This window comes from Candidatus Devosia phytovorans, from assembly GCA_029202405.1.
Taxonomy (GTDB): Bacteria; Pseudomonadota; Alphaproteobacteria; order Rhizobiales; family Devosiaceae; genus Devosia; species Devosia phytovorans.
Genome location: CP119312.1, coordinates 1,874,158 through 1,895,930, shown reverse-complemented (window position 1 = coordinate 1,895,930; position 21,773 = coordinate 1,874,158). Strand labels below are relative to the sequence as shown.

Annotated in this window: 16 protein-coding genes and 1 tRNA gene; 7 read left to right on the top strand and 10 right to left on the bottom strand. The window is 61.7% G+C overall.

Annotation, left to right across the window (positions count from 1 at the left end):
- Position 1: 1 nt before the first annotated feature.
- From cyoD to cyoA, 4 genes are read right to left on the bottom strand one after another with little or no spacing between them, the layout of a single operon-like run.
- Entirely contained in the window at positions 2-379 is a 378-nt protein-coding gene (gene cyoD / locus P0Y65_09450) for a cytochrome o ubiquinol oxidase subunit IV (GenBank protein ID WEK06772.1), read from the bottom strand.
- A 38-nt stretch (positions 380-417) separates the two neighbouring features.
- Positions 418-1,044 carry a cytochrome o ubiquinol oxidase subunit III gene (gene cyoC / locus P0Y65_09445; GenBank protein WEK06443.1) on the bottom strand — a complete coding sequence of 209 codons (627 nt, stop codon included), beginning with the start codon at positions 1,042-1,044 and terminating at the stop codon, positions 418-420.
- A gap of 3 nt (positions 1,045-1,047) precedes the next feature.
- The gene (cyoB, locus tag P0Y65_09440; GenBank protein WEK06442.1) at positions 1,048-3,039 is read right to left on the bottom strand and encodes a cytochrome o ubiquinol oxidase subunit I; all 1,992 of its coding nucleotides are present in this window, start codon (positions 3,037-3,039) and stop codon (positions 1,048-1,050) included.
- Complete coding sequence (gene cyoA, locus P0Y65_09435; GenBank protein ID WEK06441.1) at positions 3,036-4,220, bottom strand: ubiquinol oxidase subunit II; 1,185 nt, start codon at positions 4,218-4,220, stop codon at positions 3,036-3,038. Before cyoA ends, cyoB begins: the two co-directional genes overlap by 4 nt.
- A 196-nt stretch (positions 4,221-4,416) precedes the next feature.
- Here cyoA and P0Y65_09430 point away from each other — a divergent pair, with 196 nt between their 5' ends.
- The gene (locus P0Y65_09430; GenBank protein ID WEK06440.1) at positions 4,417-5,745 is read left to right on the top strand and encodes an MFS transporter; all 1,329 of its coding nucleotides are present in this window, start codon (positions 4,417-4,419) and stop codon (positions 5,743-5,745) included.
- A gap of 183 nt (positions 5,746-5,928) precedes the next feature.
- Entirely contained in the window at positions 5,929-7,056 is a 1,128-nt protein-coding gene (locus P0Y65_09425; GenBank protein ID WEK06439.1) for a PLP-dependent cysteine synthase family protein, read from the top strand.
- A gap of 162 nt (positions 7,057-7,218) precedes the next feature.
- Here P0Y65_09425 and glgX read toward each other — a convergent pair whose 3' ends face one another.
- Complete coding sequence (gene glgX / locus P0Y65_09420; GenBank protein WEK06771.1) at positions 7,219-9,294, bottom strand: glycogen debranching protein GlgX; 2,076 nt, start codon at positions 9,292-9,294, stop codon at positions 7,219-7,221.
- 151 nt (positions 9,295-9,445) lie between these two features.
- On the opposite strand from glgX, the gene P0Y65_09415 reads away from it, so the two are divergent.
- Complete coding sequence (locus tag P0Y65_09415) at positions 9,446-10,300, top strand: Ku protein (GenBank protein WEK06438.1); 855 nt, start codon at positions 9,446-9,448, stop codon at positions 10,298-10,300.
- Here the strand turns inward: P0Y65_09415 and P0Y65_09410 are convergent.
- The gene (locus tag P0Y65_09410) at positions 10,297-11,121 is read right to left on the bottom strand and encodes a Ku protein (GenBank protein ID WEK06437.1); all 825 of its coding nucleotides are present in this window, start codon (positions 11,119-11,121) and stop codon (positions 10,297-10,299) included. The two genes, P0Y65_09415 and P0Y65_09410, sit on opposite strands and share 4 nt — an antisense overlap.
- Positions 11,122-11,270: 149 nt before the next feature.
- Between P0Y65_09410 and P0Y65_09405 the strand changes: the two genes are divergently transcribed.
- The 3 genes from P0Y65_09405 to P0Y65_09395 all read left to right on the top strand — a co-directional run bounded on the left by P0Y65_09405 (position 11,271) and on the right by P0Y65_09395 (position 14,612).
- Positions 11,271-13,289, top strand: coding sequence for a M3 family metallopeptidase (locus P0Y65_09405; protein WEK06436.1), 2,019 nt, complete (start codon positions 11,271-11,273; stop codon positions 13,287-13,289).
- Between the two features lie 211 nt (positions 13,290-13,500).
- Positions 13,501-13,577 (top strand) — tRNA-Pro (locus P0Y65_09400).
- 63 nt (positions 13,578-13,640) lie between these two features.
- The gene (locus tag P0Y65_09395) at positions 13,641-14,612 is read left to right on the top strand and encodes a phosphotransferase (GenBank protein WEK06435.1); all 972 of its coding nucleotides are present in this window, start codon (positions 13,641-13,643) and stop codon (positions 14,610-14,612) included.
- A gap of 99 nt (positions 14,613-14,711) precedes the next feature.
- Here the strand turns inward: P0Y65_09395 and P0Y65_09390 are convergent, their stop codons facing one another.
- From P0Y65_09390 to P0Y65_09375, 4 genes are all read right to left on the bottom strand, one after another.
- Positions 14,712-15,998: a hypothetical protein gene (locus tag P0Y65_09390; GenBank protein WEK06434.1), complete on the bottom strand. Its 1,287-nt coding sequence runs from the start codon at positions 15,996-15,998 to the stop codon at positions 14,712-14,714.
- A complete protein-coding gene (locus P0Y65_09385) occupies positions 15,995-17,518 on the bottom strand; it encodes an undecaprenyl-phosphate glucose phosphotransferase (protein ID WEK06433.1) in 1,524 nt (507 codons plus the stop codon). Before P0Y65_09385 ends, P0Y65_09390 begins: the two co-directional genes overlap by 4 nt.
- 71 nt (positions 17,519-17,589) lie before the next feature.
- Entirely contained in the window at positions 17,590-18,720 is a 1,131-nt protein-coding gene (locus tag P0Y65_09380) for a glycosyltransferase family 4 protein (GenBank protein ID WEK06432.1), read from the bottom strand.
- A gap of 1 nt (position 18,721) precedes the next feature.
- Positions 18,722-19,273, bottom strand: a complete 552-nt coding sequence (locus tag P0Y65_09375; GenBank protein WEK06431.1) for a polysaccharide export protein — start codon at positions 19,271-19,273, stop codon at positions 18,722-18,724.
- Between the two features lie 153 nt (positions 19,274-19,426).
- Here P0Y65_09375 and P0Y65_09370 point away from each other — a divergent pair, with 153 nt between their 5' ends.
- Complete coding sequence (locus tag P0Y65_09370; protein ID WEK06430.1) at positions 19,427-21,760, top strand: GumC family protein; 2,334 nt, start codon at positions 19,427-19,429, stop codon at positions 21,758-21,760.
- The last annotated feature ends 13 nt before the right edge of the window (positions 21,761-21,773 follow it).

Below are 21,773 nucleotides of genomic sequence, written 5' to 3'. Positions count from 1 at the left end.
ATCACTGCAACAGCGTCGCCGGGTTCATCTCGTGGCCCGGCATCATATTGGTGTTGAGGTGGTACATGACCCACAGCGACCCCGACAGGGCGATGACGATGATGATGATGGTGAACATCGCCGCCATGAAGGTCCAGCCGCCCTCCGACTTGGTGTTCATGTGCAGAAAATAGATCATGTGCACAAGGATTTGCGCCATGCCGAAGGCCATGATCAGCAGCGTGGTGACCATCTTGTCGCCGATCACCCCGCTCATCACCAGCCAGAAGGGGATGGCGGTCAGGATCACCGACAGCGCAAAGCCGGTCAGATAGGTCCGACGCGACCCATGGTCATGGCCATCGCCATGCACCGCAGGATTGGGATGGGCATGCGCCATCTTGCTGGCCGTACCGTGGTCGACAACGTGGTTCTGGCTCATCGCAGCATCCCCATCAGATAGACAATCGTGAAGACGCCGATCCAGATGACGTCGAGGAAGTGCCAGAACATCGACAGGCACTGCACGCGGATGCGGTTTGAGGCGCCGATACCACGCTGGGCGATCTGCACCATCAGCACCACCAGCCACAGGATGCCGAAGGCAACGTGCAGGGCATGGGTGCCGACCAGCACGAAGAAGGCCGACAGGAATGCCGAGCGCTGCGGCACGGCACCTTCATGGATCATGTGGTAGAATTCATAGAGCGTCAGCCCCAGGAAAACGGCGCCCAGCACGCCGGTAATGCCCAGCCACATCAGGGTGCGGGACTTGTTGTCCTCGTCCATGTTGAGCATGGCAAAGCCATAGGTGATCGAGCTCAGCAGCAGCGCGGTGGTACTGGCTGCGACCAGCGGCAGGCTGAACAGATGCTGCGGGGAAGGCCCCGCCGCATAGTTTGCCCCGAGCACGCCATAGATGGCGAACAGCGTCGCAAAGATCAGGCAGTCGCTCATCAGATAGAGCCAGAAGCCGATCGCCGTCGAGCCATGCGGGGCATGGTGATGGGCGGTCAGTTCATAGAACTCGGGCGCCTCGTCGGCAGTGGGTGCGCGTGTGCTCATCTCTTATTTCTTCCCTGCCAGGAGGGTCGTGCGCCGGTCTTCGATGTCGGCGACGGCCTCGACCGGGATGTAGTAGTCGCGGTCATAGTTGAACGTGTGGATGATCGCGACGGCAATGATCGCTGCAAAGCTCAGGATCGCCAGCCACCACATGTACCAGATCAGCGCGAAGCCGAGCACGGTCGCGAGCCCCGCCAGGACCACGCCGGCCCAGGTGTTGCGCGGCATGTGGATTTCGAGGAACCCCTTGGTCGGCCGCTGCGCATGGCGCTTCTTCATATCCGCCCAGGCGTCGTTGTCGTGGATCACCGGGGTGAAGGCGAAGTTGAATTGCGGCGGCGGCGAGGAGGTAGCCCATTCCAGCGTACGCCCGTCCCACGGATCGCCCGTCGTATCCCAATCCTTGTTCTTGCTCAGGATCGACACGGCGAACTGCACCACCATGGCGGCAATGCCACCGGCAATCACCACGGCGCCGATGCCGGCGATCACGAAGTAGATCTGCAGGCTCGGATCGTCGAACACGCGCATGCGGCGGGTAACGCCCATCAGGCCCAGCACATAGAGCGGGGCAAAGGCCAGCCAGAAGCCGACATTCCACAACCAAAACGACACCTTGCCCCAGAACTCGTTGAGCTTGTAGCCGAAGGCCTTGGGCCACCAGTAGTTGATTCCGGCAAAGATGCCGAACAGCACGCCGCCGATGATCACATTGTGGAAGTGAGCCACCAAGAACAGCGAGTTATGCAGCACGAAGTCAGCCGGCGGCACCGCCAGCAGCACGCCGGTCATGCCACCAATGGTGAAAGTCAGCATGAAGGCAATGAGCCACATCATCGGCAATTCGAAGCGGATGCGGCCCTTGTACATGGTGAAGAGCCAGTTGAATATCTTGGCGCCCGTCGGGATCGAGATGATCATCGTCGTTATGCCGAAGAACGAGTTCACACTCGCGCCCGACCCCATGGTGAAGAAGTGGTGCAGCCAGACCAGGTATGACAGCACGGTAATGACGACCGTGGCATAGACCATTGAGGTGTAGCCGAACAGACGCTTGCCCGAGAATGTCGAGGCCACTTCCGAGAAAATGCCGAAGCACGGCAGGATGAGGATGTAGACCTCCGGGTGACCCCAGATCCAGATCAGGTTCACATACATCATGGCGTTGCCGCCAAAGTCGGAGGTGAAGAAGTTGGTGCCGACATAGCGGTCGAGCGACAGCAGGGTCAGCACAGCCGTCAGCACCGGGAAGGAGGCGACGATCAGCACGTTGGTGCAGAGCGAGGTCCAGGTGAAGACAGGCATCTTCATCAGCGTCATGCCGGGGGCGCGCATCTTGATAATGGTGGCGATGAGGTTGACGCCCGATAGCGTCGTGCCCACGCCGGCCACCTGCAGGGCCCATATGTAATAGTCGACGCCGGAGGCCGGCGATTGCTCAATGCCCGACAGCGGCGGGAACGCCAGCCAGCCGGTCTGGGCAAATTCACCCACGAACAGGCTCATCATCACCAGCACGGCGCCGCCTGCGGTCATCCAGAAGCTGAAATTGTTGAGGAACGGGAAGCTTACGTCGCGCGCGCCGATCTGCAGCGGCACGACATAGTTCATGAAGCCCGTGATCAGCGGCATGGCCACGAAGAAGATCATGATCACGCCATGCACCGAGAACAGCTGGTCATAGTGGTGGGCGTTGAGATAGCCCTCCGACCCGTTGAAAGCGATGGCCTGCTGGAGCCGCATCATCATCGCGTCGGCAAAGCCGCGCATCAGCATGACGAGGCCCAGGATCATGTACATGATGCCGATCTTCTTGTGATCGACGCTGGTGAACCATTCGGTCCAGAGATAGCCCCAGAGCTTGAAATAGGTCAGCGCGCCGACGACGGCGAGGCCGCCGATGGCCACCACCACGAAGGTGATGATGATGATCGGGTCATAGGGCAGGGCCGCCCACGTCAGGCGCCCGAAGATAAAGGACCAGAACTCGTTCATAGGGCACTCGATGCGTTGGATTCGATGGAGGCGACCTTGCCGGCCAGCCAGTCAAAGACCTCCCGATGGTCGGCGGTCATGACACTGGGGCGATTGAGGCCCAGGCCCTTGAGCGGCGCCGGATTGGGAGCGGGGATGGAGGGAATGGCAGCCGTCGTGGCGATGGCTTCCTCGGGGGTGCAGATGGCGCCCACATAAGTGCGGCGAACGCCCAGCACTTCCTGCAGGCGTGCATCGCCGCCCGAATAGAGCGCCGGCGCCATATTATGCGCCCCGGATTCGCTACCGCCGCTGGCATCGATGGCCATCATTTCGTTCTGGCACATCTTGTCGAGCTCGACGCACATATTGACGATGGCCGTGAACAGCCCGTTCTCGACGCCGGCGAAATGCTGCACCGGATTGTTCTCGCTGCGTGCCTCGACGTCGAAATAACGCTGGCGGTTGAGCATGTCGCCAGAGCCGCGCACATCGGCGACCCACTGGTCGAACCCGGCATTGTCCACGCCGTGGAACTTGAAATGCATGCCAGAGAAGCCGTGGCCGCTATAGTGGGCGGCGATGCCCTTGTATTCGCCAGGCTCGTTGATCACGGCATGGAGCTGCGTCTGCATGCCTGGCATGGCATAGATCATGCCGGCCAGCGAAGGCACATAGAAGGCATTCATCACCGTGTCGGAGGTCAGCTCGAACTTGATCGGCCGGTCGACCGGCGCCACCAGCTCGTTGATCGTCGCCACGTCATACTGCGGGTAGATGAACAGCCATTTCCAGTCCAGGGCGACGACCTGAACCAGCAGGGGCTCGACGTTTGCCGCCACAGCCTCGCCGGGGCGTATGCGTCCGAGCTCGCGATAGGGATCGAGCAGATGGGTGTTCACCCAGGTCACGGCGCCCAAGCAGATGATGATGAGCAGCGGCGCTGCCCAGATCACCAGTTCGAGCTGCGTCGAGTGATCCCAGTCCGGCTCGTAACGCGCCTTGGTGTTGCCATGGCGGTATTTGCGGGCAAACACCACCACCAGGACCATCACCGGAATGATGATCAGCAGCATCAGGAAGGTTGCGATCAGGATGAGATCGCGTTGCTGCATGGCCACGTCGCCCGAGGGTGCCATGGTGCACCCGGCGAGCAAAAATGGAGTCAAAACAGCAGCGGGGCTTTTGGCAAAGCGAGACATGGGGCCACATTTCTTGTCTTCGGTGACTGCGCTCTAGGCTTATGATGGTTTCTGCGCCATCGGACATTTTGTCCACTCGCGGCTGCGCTGCATCTGGTGCATGACAGCCCGTCTCCATCATGCCATCTTGTTATGGCCGACGGGTAATCTATTCGCTCTGAACGATAAAATCGTTACTTTACAAGGATCTGGCGCCATGGCCACGTCATCAACACCAGTTCCCGAGACTTCTGCAGAGCACGACGCGAGAGTCGTCAACGCTCACCATCGTCCGGTCGACGCCAACGAAATCGCCATCGGTGTGATCATCGGTCGCACGTCGGAATTTTTCGACTTCTTCGTCTATGCCATCGCTTCCGTGCTGGTTTTTCCTTCGGTTATTTTCTCTTTTGCCGACCCGCTGACCGGCACGCTGCTGTCCTTCGCCGTCTTCGCCCTGGCCTTTGTCGCACGTCCCACCGGCACGGTGATTTTCTCCGCTCTTGACCGTCTCTACGGGCGCGGCATCAAGCTTACCCTGGCGCTTCTGCTGCTTGGCGTATCCACCGTGGCGATCGCCTTCCTGCCCAGCTATGACCAGGTCGGCTGGTATGCCGTGGCCATCCTGATCATCTTCCGGTGCGGTCAGGGCCTGGCCCTGGCTGGCACCTGGGATGGCATGGCCTCGCTGCTGTCGCAGACCGCCCCCGAGGACAAGCGCGGCTGGTTCGCCATGATCCCCCAGCTTGGTGCGCCCATCGGCCTGATCGTCGCCAGCCTGCTGTTCGCCTATCTCGCCGCGAGCCTGAGCGCCGAGGATTTCCTCGCCTGGGGCTGGCGCTATCCCTTCTTCGTGGCTTTCGCCATCAACGTCGTGGCGCTCTTTGCGCGTCTCCGCATCGTGGTGACCCCGGAATATACCGAACTCTTTGAAAGCGGCGAACTCGTCCCCACCACCATTCGCGAGACCCTGGCCAACAACTGGCAGAATGTGGTCATCGGCGCCTTCGCCCCTCTGGCGAGCTTTGCCCTTTTCCACATGGTGACGGTGTTCCCGCTCTCCTATGTCTTTCTCTACACCGAGGACACGCCGGTCGGCTTCCTGCTGATCGAGGCGGCGACGGCCGTGATCTGTATCGCCACCATCGTCCTCTCCGGGGTTCTGGCCGATCGCTTCGGCCGCCGCTGGCTGCTGGGCGTTACCGCCGTACTGATCGCCATCTATTCCATCTTCGCCCCGCTGCTGCTCGAAGGCGGCTCGACCGGCGAAATCGCCTATATGGTTATCGGCTTCACCCTTCTTGGTCTGTCCTTCGGTCAGTCGTCGGGCGTTGTGGCGGCCAATTTCAGCAAGCTTTATCGCTATACCGGCTCGGCCCTGACCTCTGACCACGCCTGGCTGTTCGGCGCAGGCTTTGCGCCGCTCGCCGCTCTGGTCCTGTCGAGCCAGTTTGGCCTCATCTCCTCGGGCGCCTACTTGCTGTCCGGCGCCATCTGCACTCTCGTCGCCCTTCGCCTCAACCGGCGCCTCGCCCATCGCACCTAGCGCAAGCTGTCCAGGACGGCGCATCGCGATGACATTCTCAAGCCCCGGGCGAATTGCGCTCGGGGCTTTCTTTTTCTGAGCCGAACGCCAATCAGCCCGTCCGTGGATCGATGGGCATGAATGTGCTTGAATGACGATATAAAGAGAATATGATACTCCAGGAATAATTAACAGGAGCATGGCATGCTTCAAAAAGCGATGAGCGTAGAAACTGGATCGGATTGGAGCCGCGCGGCGATCAGGCTGTTGGAAGCGGACTCGCGGCGTTCGGGTGAGACTCACCTTGTTCCGCTCTCCATTCCATCTTTTAGCGGCGTGGATTTCTACCTCAAGGACGAGTCGAGCCATCCGACCGGCAGCCTGAAGCACCGGCTGGCCCGCTCGCTGATCCTCTATGGCATCTGCAATGGACTGATCGGGCCGACGACCACGCTGGTTGAGGCATCGTCGGGATCAACCGCCGTTAGCGAAGCCTATTTCGCCCGCCTGATCGGGCTAAAATTCATCGCCGTCCTGCCGAGGTCGACCAGCCGCAGCAAGATCCAGCTGATCGAGCAGCATGGCGGCCATTGCCACTATGTCGACGACCCCTCCAGGATTTACGACGAGGCCAGGGAGCTTGCGCAGGTCGAGAGCGGCCACTACCTCGATCAATTCACCTTTGCCGAGCGCGCCGCCGACTGGCGCGGCAACAACAATATCGCCGAGTCGATCTTCTCCCAGATGTCGTTGGAGCAGCATAGCGAGCCGGACTGGATCGTGATGAGCGCCGGCACCGGCGGCACCTCGGCTACGATCGGTCGCTACATCCTCTATCGCGGCCTGCGCACCCAGCTCTGCGTACCCGACGCCGAGAATTCAGCCTTTTTCGAAGGTTGGTGCGGCGATAGCGTAGAGACGAAGTGCCAGCGACCGAGCCGCATCGAGGGCATCGGCCGGCCGCGTGTCGAACCATCCTTCGTGCCCAATGTGGTGAGCGCCATGCTCAAGGTGCCTGATACGGCATCCATTGCCGCCACCCGCATCCTGTCCGAACTGCTGGGCCGCCGGGTAGGGGCGTCCACCGGCACCAATTTCATCGGCCTGCTCTGGGCGGCCGATGGACTTGTCCAGTCTGGCAAAGCCGGTTCAATAGCTTCGCTGATCTGCGACAGCGGCGAGCGCTACCGCGAAACCTATTTCGACGATGCCTGGCTCGCTGAACAGAATTTGTACATCACCGGCCACGAAGCCATGCTCCGTGCTGTCCTGGCCAGCGGTCGCTTCGACCCCGCCTTGCTGATCGACGGTAATCACAGGACTTGCTCGTAAGAAGCTGCTGACTTTTGGCAATGCACGCCACCGATCCCGAAGGCGAGCCGGTGACGCTGCACACCGATTTTGACGGCGTCGTCTATCGCGAGCTGCTGCGCCGCTGAGCCAGTATTGTAATGTTGGCGGGCGTCCATCGACGCCCGCCGCCAATCCATCGTCTCAGTGTAGCAATATCAGTGATCGCGGCGCCATCGTGATGGCCTCGCCGCCCTGCACTGAACGAGCATCTTGCTCCGATATTGCCGTGTCGATCGCCGCCGTCCATGGCGTATCGTCGCCCCGCTTGGGCACGGTGAAGTCCACCTCGCCATCATGCGGGTTGAACAGGACAACCAGTTCCCACCACACCCCGTCCTGACCCTTGAGGTCGTCACGCGACAGTCGGATCCCCAGCGTGGTTGCGCCGGCATCAAGCCAATGGGCCGCCTGCTGCTCGCCGCCGCCCGGATTGTACCAGGTGACGCTCATCATATCGCGCCAGTTGTCGCGGTGGATCAGCGGTTGGGCATTGCGGATCGCCACCAGCTGCCGAACGAAATCGGTCAGCGCCTTGGCGTTGTCGTTGAAATCCCAGTTGATCCAGGAAATTTCGCTGTCCTGGGCATAGCCATTGTTGTTGCCGCTCTGGGTACGGCTGAACTCGTCGCCAGCCAGCAGCATCGGCGTACCATGTGACAGGAAGAGCGTGGCAAGGAAGTTGCGCTTCTGCCGCTCGCGCACGGCGACGATGCCCTCGTCATCCGTCTCGCCCTCCGCGCCGTAGTTATAGCTGCGGTTGTCACTGTGACCGTCGTTATTGTCCTCGCCATTCGCCTCATTGTGCTTGTCATTGTAGGAGACCAGGTCATGCAGGGTGAAGCCGTCGTGCGCGGTGAGGAAATTGACGCCAGCCCACGGCCGGCGGCCACGCAGGTCGTAGACATCGCCCGAGCCGGTGAAACGCGCCGCGAAGTCGCCCGAGGTATGGTCGGTGTCCTTCCAATAGTCACGGACGGTATCGCGATACTTGTCGTTCCACTCGGCCCAGCCGGGCGGGAAGCCGCCGACCTGATAGCCGCCAGGGCCAATATCCCAGGGCTCGCCGACCAGCTTGACCTTGGCGAGGGCTGGGTCCTGGCCAACGGCGTCGAAAAAGCCGCCGCGCTGGTCAAAGCCCTCCGGCTCGCGACCAAGAATAGTGCCGAGATCGAAGCGGAAACCGTCGACATGCATTTCCTCGGACCAGTAGCGCAGGCTGTCGGTGATCATCTGCATGACGCGCGGATGGCTGGTATTGACCGTGTTACCGGTGCCGGTGTCGTTGATGTAGTAACGCGCGTCGCCCGGCATGGTGCGGTAATAGGAAAAGTTGTCGATACCCTTCCACGACAGGGTAGGGCCCATTTCATTGCCCTCTGCCGTGTGATTGTAGACCACGTCCATGATGACCTCGATATTGGCATCGTGGAAGGCACGGATCGTGTTGCGCAGTCCGTTGATCCCATTGGGTCCGTAATAGCGGCTGGCCGGCGCGAAAAAGCCGAGCGTATTGTAGCCCCAATAGTTCCTGAGCCCCTTTTGCAGCAAGAAGTCGTCATCGGGAAAGGCATGGATCGGCAGCAGTTCGACCGAGGTCACGCCGGTCGACTTGATGTAATCCACCACCTCGCGCTGCGCCAAACCCTCGAAGGTCCCGCGCAATTCCTCCGGCACTGCCGGATGCAACTGGGTAAAGCCCTTGACGTGAGTTTCGTAGAAAATCGTCTTGGCCCAGTCGATATTGGGCTTGCGATCGCCGGACCAGTCGTAGCCATGCGGATCGATCACCCGTGCCTTTGGTGTTACCGATGCACTGTCCTCTTCATTGAATGAGAGGTCCTTGTCTTCCGCATCGGCATGGTAGCCGAAATGGGCTGGAGACCACTGCACGTCCCCCACCAGCTCTCGGGCATAGGGGTCGATCAGCAGCTTGTTGGCGTTGAACCGATGCCCCTGCGCAGGTTCGAAGGCACCGTGGACCCGATAGCCATATAGCGTGCCCGGCCCGACGCCGGGCAGATAACCGTGCCAGATTTCATTGGTATATTCGGGCAGGGTGATCCGCTCGATCTCGGCGCCGCTGCCCTCGTCGAACAGGCATAGCTCCACCCGGCTGGCATAAGCCGAAAACAGCGCGAAATTTGTTCCTTCGCCATCCCAGTTGGCGCCCAGCTTGGTATAGTCGCCAGGCAGGATCTGGCGGGATGACTTGGGCATTTCGGACATGGCTTGCTCCAGTTGATCGGCGGGCCACAACGGCGGATTGACCACTAGGTTGCCGCAGATTTTGCAGGGGCGGCATGCATGGTCACGGAACTGAGGCAATTCCCGCACGTTGCTGCTCACCAAGGCACCAGGGTTTCAAGACATGGCAGCACGGGCAGTCTGGAGTGGCGTGATCAAGATCGCGGAGATCGTCTGCCCGGTAAAAATGTACACGGCTGCAACCACCTCCGACCGCATCAGCTTGCACATGGTCAACCGCAAGACCGGCAATCGCCTGCGCCGGCTCTATGTCGATGACAAGACCAGCAAGCCCGTCGAAACCGCCGACCAGGTCAAGGGCTACGAAACCCACGAGGGCTCCTATGTCGTGCTCGAACCCGAGGAAATCGCCGCTGCCATCCCCAACAGCGACAAGAGCCTGACGGTCGACGCCTTCATCGCCTGCAACCGCATCGAACCCACCTATTTCGACAAGCCCTACTACTTGCTGCCGGCATCGGACGCGACCGAGGACAGTTTCGTGTTGATCCGCGAGGCGCTGCGTAACCAGAAGACCGCGGCCATTGCCCACGCGGTGCTGTTCCGCCGTCTGCGCCCGGTCCTGATCCGCGCCCACCGCGAAGGCCTGATCGCGACGACGCTCAACTTCGACTACGAGGTCCGCTCGTCCAGCGACGCTTTCAGCGACATCAAGAAGCGCAAGATCGAGCCGGAAATGCTCAAGCTGGCCCAGCATATCCTCAAGACAAAGGCCGGCAAATTTGACCCCGACAAGTTCGATGATCGCTACGAGGAAGCTCTGGCCGAACTGGTCAAGGCCAAGATCGACGGCCGCAAGATCGTTCCCCTGCGCCGTCCCGAGCCCACCAAGCCCAATGACCTGCTCGAAGCGCTGCGCCTGAGCGCAGGCAATGACGATGAGGCTCCGGCGAAACGAAAAACCCGGGCGAAGAAAACTGCTGCCGCCAAACCGGCCGCCCGCCGCAAGGCCAGCTAGCGCCGGGATTTCCTCCCGCCAGTGGGCTTGCCCTCAAGACTCTTTTTGAGCGCCGCCATCAGGTCGACGACATTGCTCTGTGGCGCCACGACTTCGTCTTCGTCGTCCGCTTTCGGCTTGGTCTTGCGCTTGCTTGATTTCTTGGACTTGATGATCTCGAGCAGCCTGTCCTGCACCGGATCCTTGACCATGCTCTCGCTCCAGGCCGTGGTGCGATCCTTGATGATATCCTCAACCATCGACAGCATTTTCGCGTCCGGCTTCTCGGCCTTGACGCTTTTCCAGTAGTCGTCCTCGTCGCGCACTTCATCGCCGAAGCGCAGCGTCCACAGGATTATCCCCTTGTCCCAGGGCTGCAGCATCACCGCCCGTTCGCGCCCGCCCATGACGAGCCGCGAGATACCCACGACATCCCCGTCCGCCATGGCCTCGCGGATCACCGTGAAGGCCTCCTCGCCGACCTCGTCGGCCGGAACGACAAAATATGGGCTGTCGAAATACACCCATTCGATCGTGTCAGCCGCAACGAACTCATCGATATCGATAGCGCGCGCACTCTCGAGCTGTACCGAGTCGAGATCGTCCTCTTCAAGGATCACATAGTCATCCTCGGCCTTCTGGAAGCCCCGGGTCTGGTCGTCATCGGCGACCTTCTTTCCCGTAACGGCATCGACATACTGGGTGTGGATACGCTCGCCGGTCTTGCGGTTGAGGGTATGGAAGCGGACCTTCTCGCCCTGTGTCGTCGCCGGCGAGAGCGTCACCGCGCAGGTCACCAGCGACAGTTTGAGATAGCCGCGCCAATAGGGTCGAGCCGCCATGCTTGCCTCCTGCATATGCTTGCAGGAACGCCGCAACCAAACCTCCGTTCCGTTGCCAGACCCTTCCACCCAACCAGTCTTTTGCCGGGCAGGGGCTTGTCGAAACCGTCTCTCACCTACACCTTGGGTGCAAAATCCGGAGCCATTCCTTGACCAACCCTTTGCTGTCCGCCTGGACCACGCCCCATCAGACCCCGCCCTTCAACCTGATCGAGACCACGCATTTCCAGCCCGCCTTCGACGCCGCACTGGACGAACACCGCGCCGAGATCGCCGCGATTGCGCAGGAAGCGGCGGCGCCGAGCTTCGACAATACGGTGCTCGCGATGGAACGGTCGGGCCAGGCGCTGAAGCGCGTCTCCATGCTGTTTGGTCAACTCACCTCGGCCGCGACCACCCCTGAGCTGCAGGCCGTGGAACGCGAAGTCGCCGTGCTCCTGGCACGCCACGAAAGCCAGATCTTTTTGAACGCGGATCTCTTCGCCCGCATCGACGCGCTCCATCGTGACCGCGATCAGTCGCAGCTCGATGCCGAGGCGCTGCGGGTGCTGGAGCGCTACCATCTCGATTTCACCCGCGCCGGGGCGCGGCTTGACGCCGACGAACGCGCGCGTTTCGCCGGCATTTCCGAGCGCCTGGCGACGCTCGGCACCCAGTTCGGCCAGAATGTTCTCGCGGACGAAGACGAGGGCCACATGGCCTTTTCCGCTTCCGATATGGACGGTCTTCCCGAATTTGCGCGCTCGGCAGCGGCAGAAACGGCCCGTAGCCGGGGTCTGGAGCAACCCTTCGCCATCACGCCATCGCGCTCCAGCGTCGAGCCCGTGCTGCATTTCGCCAGCAATCGCGATGTTCGCGAGCAGGTCTGGCGCGCCTTCATCAAGCGCGGCGCCAATGGCAACAAGAACGACAATGCCGCGGTGATCGCCGAGATCGTCGCCCTGCGCGCCGAACAGGCCAGGCTCCTTGGCTATGCCAGCTACGCCGACTACAAGCTCGACGACACCATGGCCGGCTCGCCCGCTGCGGCCCGGGCCCTGCTCGAACAGGTATGGGCGGGAGGCAAGGCACGGGCCGAGCGCGATCGCGATGCCCTGCAGGATCTTGCCACGGCCGAGGGGCAGGCCGGGCCAATCGAAGCCTGGGACTGGCGCTACTACGCTGAAAAGCTGCGCGTCGCCCGCTACGATTTCGACGAAAATGAACTCAAGCCCTACCTGCAGCTCGAAAAGGTCGTCGAGGCGGGCTTCTTCGTCGCCGGCAAACTGTTCGGGCTGACCTTCACCCCGCGCAGCGATATCGCGGGCTACCACCCCGATGTTGCGGTCTGGGAGGTCACGCGTGGCGGCAAGGTCATCGGCCTCTTCTACGGCGACTACTTCGCCCGCTCCGGCAAGCGCTCCGGCGCCTGGATGACCTCGTTCCGTGAACAGGCAAAGCTTGACGGCGCGCCGATTCCGCTGATCGTCAACACCTGCAATTTCGTCAAGCCTCCGGCCGGCCAGCCCGCGCTGCTCTCGCTCGATGAGGCGCGCACGGTCTTTCACGAAATGGGCCATGGCCTCCATGGCTTGTTATCGGACGTGACCTATCCGCGTCTGGCCGGCACCAATGTGGCGCGCGATTTCGTCGAACTGCCCAGCCAGATCTACGAACACTGGATGGAGGAGCCGCAGGTGCTTGCCCGTTTCACCCATGTGCAAACCGGCGAACCGATTCCGGCAGACCTGTTGGAACGCATGCACAGCGCCCGCACCGCCAATTCCGGCTTCGAGACGGTAGAATTCGTCTCCTCCGCCATTCTCGACATGGATTATCACAGCCAACCCATGGCGGGCTCGGTGGCCGACTTCGAGAAGAGCGTCCTCGACAGCATCGGCATGCCACGGGAAATCGCGCTGCGCCACGCCAGCACGCATTTCCTCCATCTCTTTTCTGGCGATGGCTATGCCGCCGGCTACTACAGCTATCTGTGGAGCGAAGTGCTCGACGCCGACGGCTTTGGGGCCTTCAAAGAAGCCGGCGATCCCTTCGATCCGAAGATCGCCGCGCGGCTGCACGAATATATCTACTCGGCCGGTGGCAAGCGCGACTTCGCCGAAGCCTATCGCCTGTTCCGCGGCCGCGATCCCGAGGTCAAAGCGCTGCTCGAGGGCAGGGGTATCTGATTTCTTTGGCGGCGTCGCAGGAAACCTGGACGCCGCCACAAATGCTCCGGATCGGCTCAATGTCCCCGCGCCGCCTGCCAAAAGTCCATCGTCCCGGGTGGGCTTTTTGCGACAAGCCGTCCCGCCAGAATGAAAAATCGCGCTTTGTTCACACACCTGCGAAAAATCAGGGTTGCGCCATATCCCCTGTTTCTCTATGTCTCCGCTCAGTCGGGGCGTAGCGCAGCCTGGTAGCGCATTTGTCTGGGGGACAAAGGGTCGTGGGTTCGAATCCCGCCGCTCCGACCATCTTCCTTCTTCGGTAAGCCTGGGGTCAATTGCGGGCACAGGCTGCAAGTCGGGAACCTTGCCATGCCGATCCTTGCGCGGGACGTTGAGCCTGTACTCTCCTTTTGGGACGAGGTCGCCGGCGGCTCTGCCCGCCAGATCAACCACTCCGAAAACCAGACCTTCCTTGTGGAAACGCCTTCCGAGGCGCGTTTCACCCTGCGCGTTCATCGCGCGGGTTATCAGTCCCGTCCCTCCATCGAGAGCGAACTGGCCTGGTTGAAGGCGTTGCACCGAGACACAGACCTGTCAATTCCTCGGCCCGTTGCCGGTCGCGACGGTGAACTGATCCAGCGTTTTGCCACCGGCAATGGCGAACGCCTCGCTGTGCTCTTCCAGTTCCTGCCGGGTGGCGAGCCCACGCCAGACAGCAATCTGGGCAATATCTTCGTCCAGCTCGGCGCCTATGCCGCCACCATGCATCTCCATGCCAGCCAATGGCAGCGTCCGGCCGGCTTTCACCGCCAGATCTGGCAGGCCGCCACCATTCTCGACGCCGATGGCCTTTGGGGCGATTGGCGCGTCGCGCCCGGCGTCAACGAGCGTAATCGGCCGATCCTCGACCGCCTCGATTCGGCGCTCTGGCGACGGCTTGGCGAATATGGCACCGGAGCAGACCGCTACGGCCTGATCCACGCCGACATGCGCCTGGGCAATCTGCTTGTCGACGGCGACACCGTGCATCTGATCGATTTCGACGACTGCGGCTTCTGCTGGTTCGCCTATGACTTCGCGGCGGCCACTTCCTTCCATGAGACCAACAAGGCTGTTCCAGCGCTCAAGGCCGCCTGGTTGGAAGGCTACCAGACCATCCGCCCGCTGCAGCCCGAGGACATCGCTGCTCTTGATTCCATGGTCATGCTGCGCCGCATGGCGTTGTTGGCCTGGATCGGCTCGCATAGCGAAACCGCTCTCGCACGCCAGCATACGTCGGGCTTTGCCGATGGGACGGCGCAATTGGCCGAACGCTATCTGCGCGGCCCGATCTGGGGCTAGAGCGTTTTCAGCAAAAGTGGCCTCACTTTTGCGGTTCGAAAACGCCACAAACAAAAACTTGGAGCGTTCTTCATCGTTTCTCGGAAACGGTGAAACGCTCTAGATCAGGATTTTCCTGTCGCCCGACACTTGTCGCGGCCCGTTCTGGATGGCGGTCGCAATGCCCCAGATAAGACCCACCAGCAGGTAATAGTGCCGCCAGTGATCGCTATCGATGATCGCCGACTCGCCCACGAGCATGGTGAAGGTCGCGACCAAAGGTATCATCACCAGCCGATAGGGGGACGGGCGCCTTAGCGCCGAAATGCCCTTCCACAGTGTCAGGATGACCAGCAGGTAGTACATCGCCCCGCCGCCCCAGCCGTAGACATGCAGCACCGACACATAGACATTGTGCGGCTCCTCCACGATGCGCAGGTTGCGAAATTCACCCGGCCCGATGCCCAGCGGATTGTTGAGCGCCAGCTCGAACGCATAGCCCTGGCGGCCAAAACGACCCGTGTCGCCGGAATCGTAATTCTGCCCGGCCGCGCGTTGCTCGAACAGCGATGACACGGCGGGAATGCTGAGCAGCCCGCCCAGCGCCACGATCAGCATGCCGGCGCCGACCAGCGACATGATCATGATGCGCACCTTCTCGCGCGCCTTGGCCTCCAGCCAGAAGCACAGCACCAGGACAATCAGCGACGAAAAGGCAAAATGCCCCCAGGCCGCACGGGAAAAGCTGGCAAAGACACCAACGAACAACACCATGTAGATGCCGCCGGCGATGATCGCCGTGCGCTTGTCTCCCAGCAGCACGCGTTGCAGCGCATACATGGCCGGCAGCACGAGAAAAGGCCCGAAGACATTGGGATCGTTGAAGGCGGCCTTGGCGCGGCCATAGCGTGTGAACAGCTCCGCACCCGGCATGATGCCGAGATAGGCCAGCGTGCCGATAACAGCCGAAATCACTGCGATCGCCGTATAGGCCCGCATGATCAGCCGCATGCGCCGCTCGGTCTGCTCGGCGACATAGTTGGCAACGAAATAGGACGTCACCAGCAGGAAGACCGTCACCAGCGTGAAGATCAGCGAATCCGTGATCGAATTGTAGCGCGCTTGGAACACGGCAATCAGCGCAAAGGGCGTAAAGCCCATCAGGATGCCAAAAAGGCCGAAGGTCGAGCGGTAGAGCCCGATACCGGCTGCCAGCGCCAGCGGCACCACGATCAGGAACGTCAGCTCGTATGGCGAAGGCTCGACCAGCACGAAGCCTCCGGAAAATATCCAGAAGGCCACCATGAAGTCGAGCATGCGATGCAGCCGGCTGCGCAGGAAGGCCGCGCCAAGGCTTTGCGTGCCCGCCGCAAACAGTCCAGCATCAGCCGTGCCCACGGTGCTCAATAGGCATTCTCGTTCTTGGCGACCAGCGAAACCGGCGTCATCATGACGATGTAGAGGTCGAACAGGATCGACCAGTGCTCGATGTAATAGAGATCGTGGTTCACGCGGTTCATGATCTTGTCGATCGTGTCGGTCTCGCCGCGCCAGCCATTGATCTGCGCCCAGCCCGTCATTCCCGGCTTGACGCGATGACGCGCGAAATAGCCTTCCACGGCCTCGTAATACAGCTGGTTGTCGGCCTTGGCCTGCAGCGCATGGGGGCGCGGGCCGACGATCGACAACTCACCCTTGAGCACGTTGAACAGCTGCGGTAGCTCGTCGATGGAGGTCTTGCGGATGAACTTGCCGACCTTGGTGACGCGCGGATCATCCTTGGTAACCAGCTTTGTCGCGCCGGCATCGAGCATGTCGGTCCGCATAGAGCGGAACTTGTAGATCTTGATCAGCTCATTGTTGAACCCATGCCGGCTCTGCATGAAAAACACCGGGCCTCGGCTCTCGAGCTTGATGGCGATGGCCGTCACCAGCATGATCGGCGATAGCAGGATCAGCGCCGTCAGCGCCACCAGCTTGTCGAACACCCATTTGAAGACCAGGTTCCAGTCCGAGATCGGCCGGTCGGCCATGTCGAAGACGGCAATGTCGCCGACATAGGAATAGGCCTTGTCGGTGAATTTGAGCTTGCTCATATGCGCCGAGAGGCGGATGTCAACCGGCAGCACCCAGAGCTGGGTCAGCATGTCGAGCACGCGCTTTTCCGCCGACAGCGGCATCGAGACGATGACCAGATCCACCGGCGTGCGGCGGGCAAATTCGATCAGGTCGGCGACCTTGCCAAGCTTGGGGTAGCCCGCCACCATTTCCGGCGAGCGCTCGTCGATACGGTCATCGAACAAGCCCAGCAGCATGATGTCATTGCTCGCACTGGATCCGATCTTTTCGATCAGCTCCTCGGCATCCTTGCCACCACCGACCACCACCGTGCGCCGCCGCAAGCGGCCCTGCGCCGTCCAGCGCATGACCAGCGCCCGCAGGCCAAGCCGATAGGCCACCAGCATCAGGGCGCCGCCGACATACCAGCTGGCCAGCCAGACGCGCGAGAAATAGTCGCTTGCCTTGAGAAAGAAGATGCCGACCATGAGGACGGTCATCACCAGCGTCCAGGCGACCAGAACCCGGCTAATCTGGGAAAAAATCGTGCGATAGGCCGCAATGCGATGCGTGCGCGCCGCGTTGAACAGCACATTGGCGAGCAGGCACGAGGCCAGGATCACCGGGATATAGAAGGCCGGCTGCCCCAGCTCGACATAGTATTCGTAGATGCCATAGCCCAGCACCACCATCAGCACGGCCTCGACGACCTGCGCCACGCCCGCCACCACGGCGCCCGAAAGCGTGCGTTCGACGGGAGCTGCGATAATGACTTCGGCCTGGGGCAACAGGCGCCGGCCGGATTCTCCGGCAGCGGTCTGCTTGGACACATGGTCCAGCATGGCCTGCTTGGGGTCTACTCGATACATTGGACGCGTCCGCAAAAAATTCGCGCGTCACTATCACCGGCGAGGGGTTTAAACTCGGTGAAGTTGCCGGGTTAAGCTCGAGTCATAAGGGAGCGATAGAGCGTCTCGATACTGTCGGTCATGGCAGCGATCGAGAAGTGTTGCTCGATATGGGCCAGTCGTAGTTCCATCGAGCTCTTTGCCGCCGATGGATTGCTCAGCGCGGCCTGCATTGCATCCCGCAGGGCGTCGGAATCTCCAGCGGGCACAAGCTCTTGCGCGGTTGGGCCGAAGATTTCGGGAATGCCGCCGACGCGGGTGGAGATCACCGGCAGGCGCGCTGCGGCGGCTTCCATCACGACATAGGGTAGCGATTCCGCCAGCGATGGAACGACGGCAATGCGGCCTTTGGCAAAGGTCGGTCGGGCCGGCTGGGCGCCAAGAAGTTGAACGCGCTCAGACAGTTGCAGCCGTGCAATCTGCGCTTCTAGCTCGGCGCGGGCTGGGCCATCGCCGGCCATCACCAGCGTCGCCGGACTGCCGTCCGGACGGGTCACCTGGGGCAGGGCGTCGATGAGGATATGGATGCCCTTGAGGTCGCGCAACTCGCCGACGAAGACGAAGTCGGCTGCGTCCGGCGCCGTCTCGACCGGGATAAATTCGTTGGGCGCCAGTCCGTTATGGATGACGCGCGTCTGACAGTTCGGCTTGCCGATCAGGGCCGAATAGGTCGCCTCTGCATAGGCGCTCTCGAAGATGATGGCGCCGGTCTGGCCCATCAGAAAGCGCTCCAGCATGTGGAAGACGCGGCCCGAGCCCGAGGATTTGGAGAAGTGCAGCACGCCGCCATGCGGGGTATAAAGCGCCTGGGCGCGGCTGCCGGAAAGCCTTGCCAGCCTTGCGTAAAACCCGCCCTTGGCGCCGTGGCCATGCATGATGTCGACGTCGAGCGACCTGGCCAGACGGCGCACGCCAAAGGGTGTCTTGAGGTCGCCGCTGCCCAGAACGCGAGGCATTTCGAAGCGGTGCACGCCCAGCTCAGCATGCTGGACGACTTCTTGCAATCTAGCTTCGGTCTGCGCGTCATTGGCCAGACTGTCGACAACGAGGCCCACTTTATGGCCGCGTGCGGACAGCTCGCGGGTCAGGTCGGCGACATGGCGGAAGAGTCCCCCCACCGGCGCACGCATGACCTGGAGGATACGCAGACTGTTTTCGGGCACATCAGAACCAGCGTTCGAGAATGACCACCGTATCGCCCGGATAAATTGGAAAGTCGAGATCGACCGTGCCCTTGACCATCTGATCGCCCTGGCGCCGATAGACCAATGCGCGATTGCGGTCCGCCGTCTCCGAAAAACCGCCCGACGTGCTGATCGCGGCGCGAACGGTCATGCCATAGACATACTGGAACTGTCCGGCATTCTTGACCTCGCCCTGAATGAAGAAGGGGCGATACTCGGCGACCTCGACGGCAACATTGGGGTTGCGCATATAGCCATTGGCCAGCGCGGCAGCGACACGTCCGGCGGCGGCATTGGTTGTCGTACCACGCACCTGAACTGGTCCTACAAGTGGGAAGGCGATCGAGCCGCTGTCATCCACCTTGTAGGTCGTGCTGAGTTCGGCATCGCCATAGACGCTGACGCGCAGCGTATCGCCGGTGTCGAGCTGATAGGGTCCCTTGGTCTCGACCAGATAGGTGGCTGGACGCGTCGATGCGCAGGCCGCCAGCAAGGGCAGGGCGAGTATCGCGAGAATCGGCAACCAGCGCATGATCATTCCAGGGCTTTGTTCTGCCCCCAATGTCGGTCCGCATGGTTAAAAAAGTCCTTAGCGCCTTGTTGTTCCTTGGCGAGCGGCGGGTCGATTAACTGAATGCTTACCACGATGCGGCCATAAATTACCGCGTAGTGCGAGGAAATACCCATGACCTATGAGTCGCAGGCCGTGCGCGATGCCCGCATCGATGTCGGTGCAGTGATTGGCGCTGTCGTAAAGCGCCTGCCGCGGATCATCCTGCTGACAGGATTGCTCCTGGCGGCGACCTTCGTGCTGCTCATGTTCATGCCGCGGCTCTATGAATCCTCTGCCTCCATCCTCGTCGAGCCGCGCAGCAATGTTTACGCCCGCCCCTTCGGCGAGCAGGCGCCAACGCTGAGCGGCGGCGAAGCTGGCGTGGTCTCGAGCCAGATCGAACTGATCAAATCGCGCGACACGCTGCTTACGGTCATCGACAAGCTCGATCTCCGCTCCGTGCCCGAATTCAATGGCGCCGGTGGCGGCGGTTTTTCCCCCATGGGCCTGATCTCGCGCCTGATGGGTCGTAGTGCATCCGCGCCCGTGAGTGTCGATGAGACGGTGCTCAACACCCTCTACGAGCGCCTAACCGTCATCCAGGAGCGCGACTCGGCCATCATCTCGGTTCTTGTCCGCTCCACCGATCCCCAGCTGGCCGCGGACATTGCCAATGCCGTCGCTGCCGCCCACGTGCAGCGCCGGGCCCAGCTGTCGATTTCCGACACCGCCGAAGCCTCCTCCTGGATGGCTGAGGAAATTGCCAAGCTGCGGGTGACCGTCACCGCTGCAGAAACGGCCGTCGCCGATTTCAAGGTCGACAATGGCATCTTCGTCGGCGCCAACAACACCAGCCTTGCAGACCAGCAGGTGCAGACCGTTGCCGGTCAGATCACCTCAGCCCAGGAACGCAAGAACACCGCCCTGTCACGCGCCGCGCTGATCCGCAGGATGATCGAGCAGGGCCAGCCGATCGATGGCGTGCCCGATGTACGCAATTCAGCCGTCATCCAGCAGCTCGGTCAGGAAAAGGGGCGCCTCCAGGGCGAGTTGGCGCAGCGTTCGGCAACGCTCCTGCCCAATCACCCGACCATCCAGGCGCTCCGCGCCCAGATCGCCGAACTCAACAACCAGATCACCCTCGAAGGTCGTCGCGTCGCCGATGCGCTCGAAGCCGAGGCGCAGATCGAAGCCGATCTCGAAACCTCGCTGCAGGCTGACCTCACCCGGGCCCAGTCGTCCTCTGGCACCGTCACCCGCGATAGCGTGACCCTGGATTCGCTGGAGCGCGAAGCCGCGGCGCAGCGCAACCTGCTCGAAGGCTATCTGCAGCGCTATACTGAAGCCGTCTCGCGCGTCGACTCCAACTCGGCCCTGCCCGATGTGCGCGTGGTCACCGTCGCCGCACCGGCCGTCAGCCCGGCATCGCCCAAATCGCAACTGATCCTGCTGGCCGTGGCTCTCGTCTCGCTGGCCGTGCAGGTGGGCCTGATCGTCTTTGGCGAACTGATCTCTGGCCGCGCCATTGTCCCGGCTGCCGTGCCCGTTCGTCCGCAGGACGAGCTCGATGAAATGCCCTTCGTGGCTGAAGAGGCCGAGATCGAACCGGTAGTGGCAGAGGTTGCCGAACCCGAAGTCATCGTGGTCGAGCCCGTCGTCGCCGAAGTGGTGCTCGAAGAAGAGCCCGACGACGAGTTGGAAAGCGACCCCGTCGCACAACCGCCGCGCTCGACCTTTGCCGAGGAACCGCATTTCCAGCGCTATCTTGCTCCGGCACAGTCCGAGGCTGAGGAGAACGTCGCCGAAACTGCACCAGACGAAGACGTCTTCGACGCCATGGCCAAGCCGGTGGTCGAGCCGGCAAAACAGGCCGATGAGCCTGTCGCCATGCCGACGCGGCAGATGCCGCTGCCGGCCATCCACATGACCCGGTCTTCCGAACTGGCCTCCGATCTCGTGCTCGGTCGTACGCATCTGATGATGCTGGCTGGCCACAATAGCAATCAGGATTGCGAGGCCCTGGCCGAAGAGCTGATCGGCGATGCCATTGCCCGCGGTCTCAGCGTTGCCCTGATCGATGCCGGCAGCGCTACGCCCGGCGACGAACCCGGCCTGACCGACCTCAGCACTGACGAGGCCAGCTTTGGCGATATCGTGCAGAAATCGGCCGACAATAGTTTTGCCGAAGTGTCCTGGGGCAGGGGCGCCACGATCCTCCGCGCCTCGACCAAGCCGATGACCCTGGTCGAAGCTCTGGGCGATATCTACGAAGTGGTGATCCTGATGACCGGCAAGGTCGGCATGGGCTCGAGCCTGCCCTTCTTTGACGGCATCGACGGCCGCCTGGTGCTGGTCGCCGGTCCGGGCGACAATATGGATGACGTGGCCGAGACGCGCCAGCTGCTGCTCAATGCCGGCTTTGACCGCTGCGACGTAACGTCAACCCCGGCCCAGGTCGCCGCCTGACGGAGACGCCGCC

What these genes read in the sequence shown, in the direction of transcription:
- cyoA (WEK06441.1), bottom strand. Translation starts at nt 4,220, where the DNA reads ATGTCTCGCTTTGCCAAAAGCCCCGCTGCTGTTTTGACTCCATTTTTG.
- P0Y65_09425 (WEK06439.1), top strand. Translation starts at nt 5,929, where the DNA reads ATGCTTCAAAAAGCGATGAGCGTAGAAACTGGATCGGATTGGAGCCGC.
- cyoB (WEK06442.1), bottom strand. Translation starts at nt 3,039, where the DNA reads ATGAACGAGTTCTGGTCCTTTATCTTCGGGCGCCTGACGTGGGCGGCC.
- cyoC (WEK06443.1), bottom strand. Translation starts at nt 1,044, where the DNA reads ATGAGCACACGCGCACCCACTGCCGACGAGGCGCCCGAGTTCTATGAA.
- P0Y65_09410 (WEK06437.1), bottom strand. Translation starts at nt 11,121, where the DNA reads ATGGCGGCTCGACCCTATTGGCGCGGCTATCTCAAACTGTCGCTGGTG.
- cyoD (WEK06772.1), bottom strand. Translation starts at nt 379, where the DNA reads ATGGCGCATGCCCATCCCAATCCTGCGGTGCATGGCGATGGCCATGAC.
- P0Y65_09415 (WEK06438.1), top strand. Translation starts at nt 9,446, where the DNA reads ATGGCAGCACGGGCAGTCTGGAGTGGCGTGATCAAGATCGCGGAGATC.
- P0Y65_09375 (WEK06431.1), bottom strand. Translation starts at nt 19,273, where the DNA reads ATGCGCTGGTTGCCGATTCTCGCGATACTCGCCCTGCCCTTGCTGGCG.
- P0Y65_09370 (WEK06430.1), top strand. Translation starts at nt 19,427, where the DNA reads ATGACCTATGAGTCGCAGGCCGTGCGCGATGCCCGCATCGATGTCGGT.
- glgX (WEK06771.1), bottom strand. Translation starts at nt 9,294, where the DNA reads ATGCCCAAGTCATCCCGCCAGATCCTGCCTGGCGACTATACCAAGCTG.
- P0Y65_09395 (WEK06435.1), top strand. Translation starts at nt 13,641, where the DNA reads ATGCCGATCCTTGCGCGGGACGTTGAGCCTGTACTCTCCTTTTGGGAC.
- P0Y65_09385 (WEK06433.1), bottom strand. Translation starts at nt 17,518, where the DNA reads ATGTATCGAGTAGACCCCAAGCAGGCCATGCTGGACCATGTGTCCAAG.
- P0Y65_09430 (WEK06440.1), top strand. Translation starts at nt 4,417, where the DNA reads ATGGCCACGTCATCAACACCAGTTCCCGAGACTTCTGCAGAGCACGAC.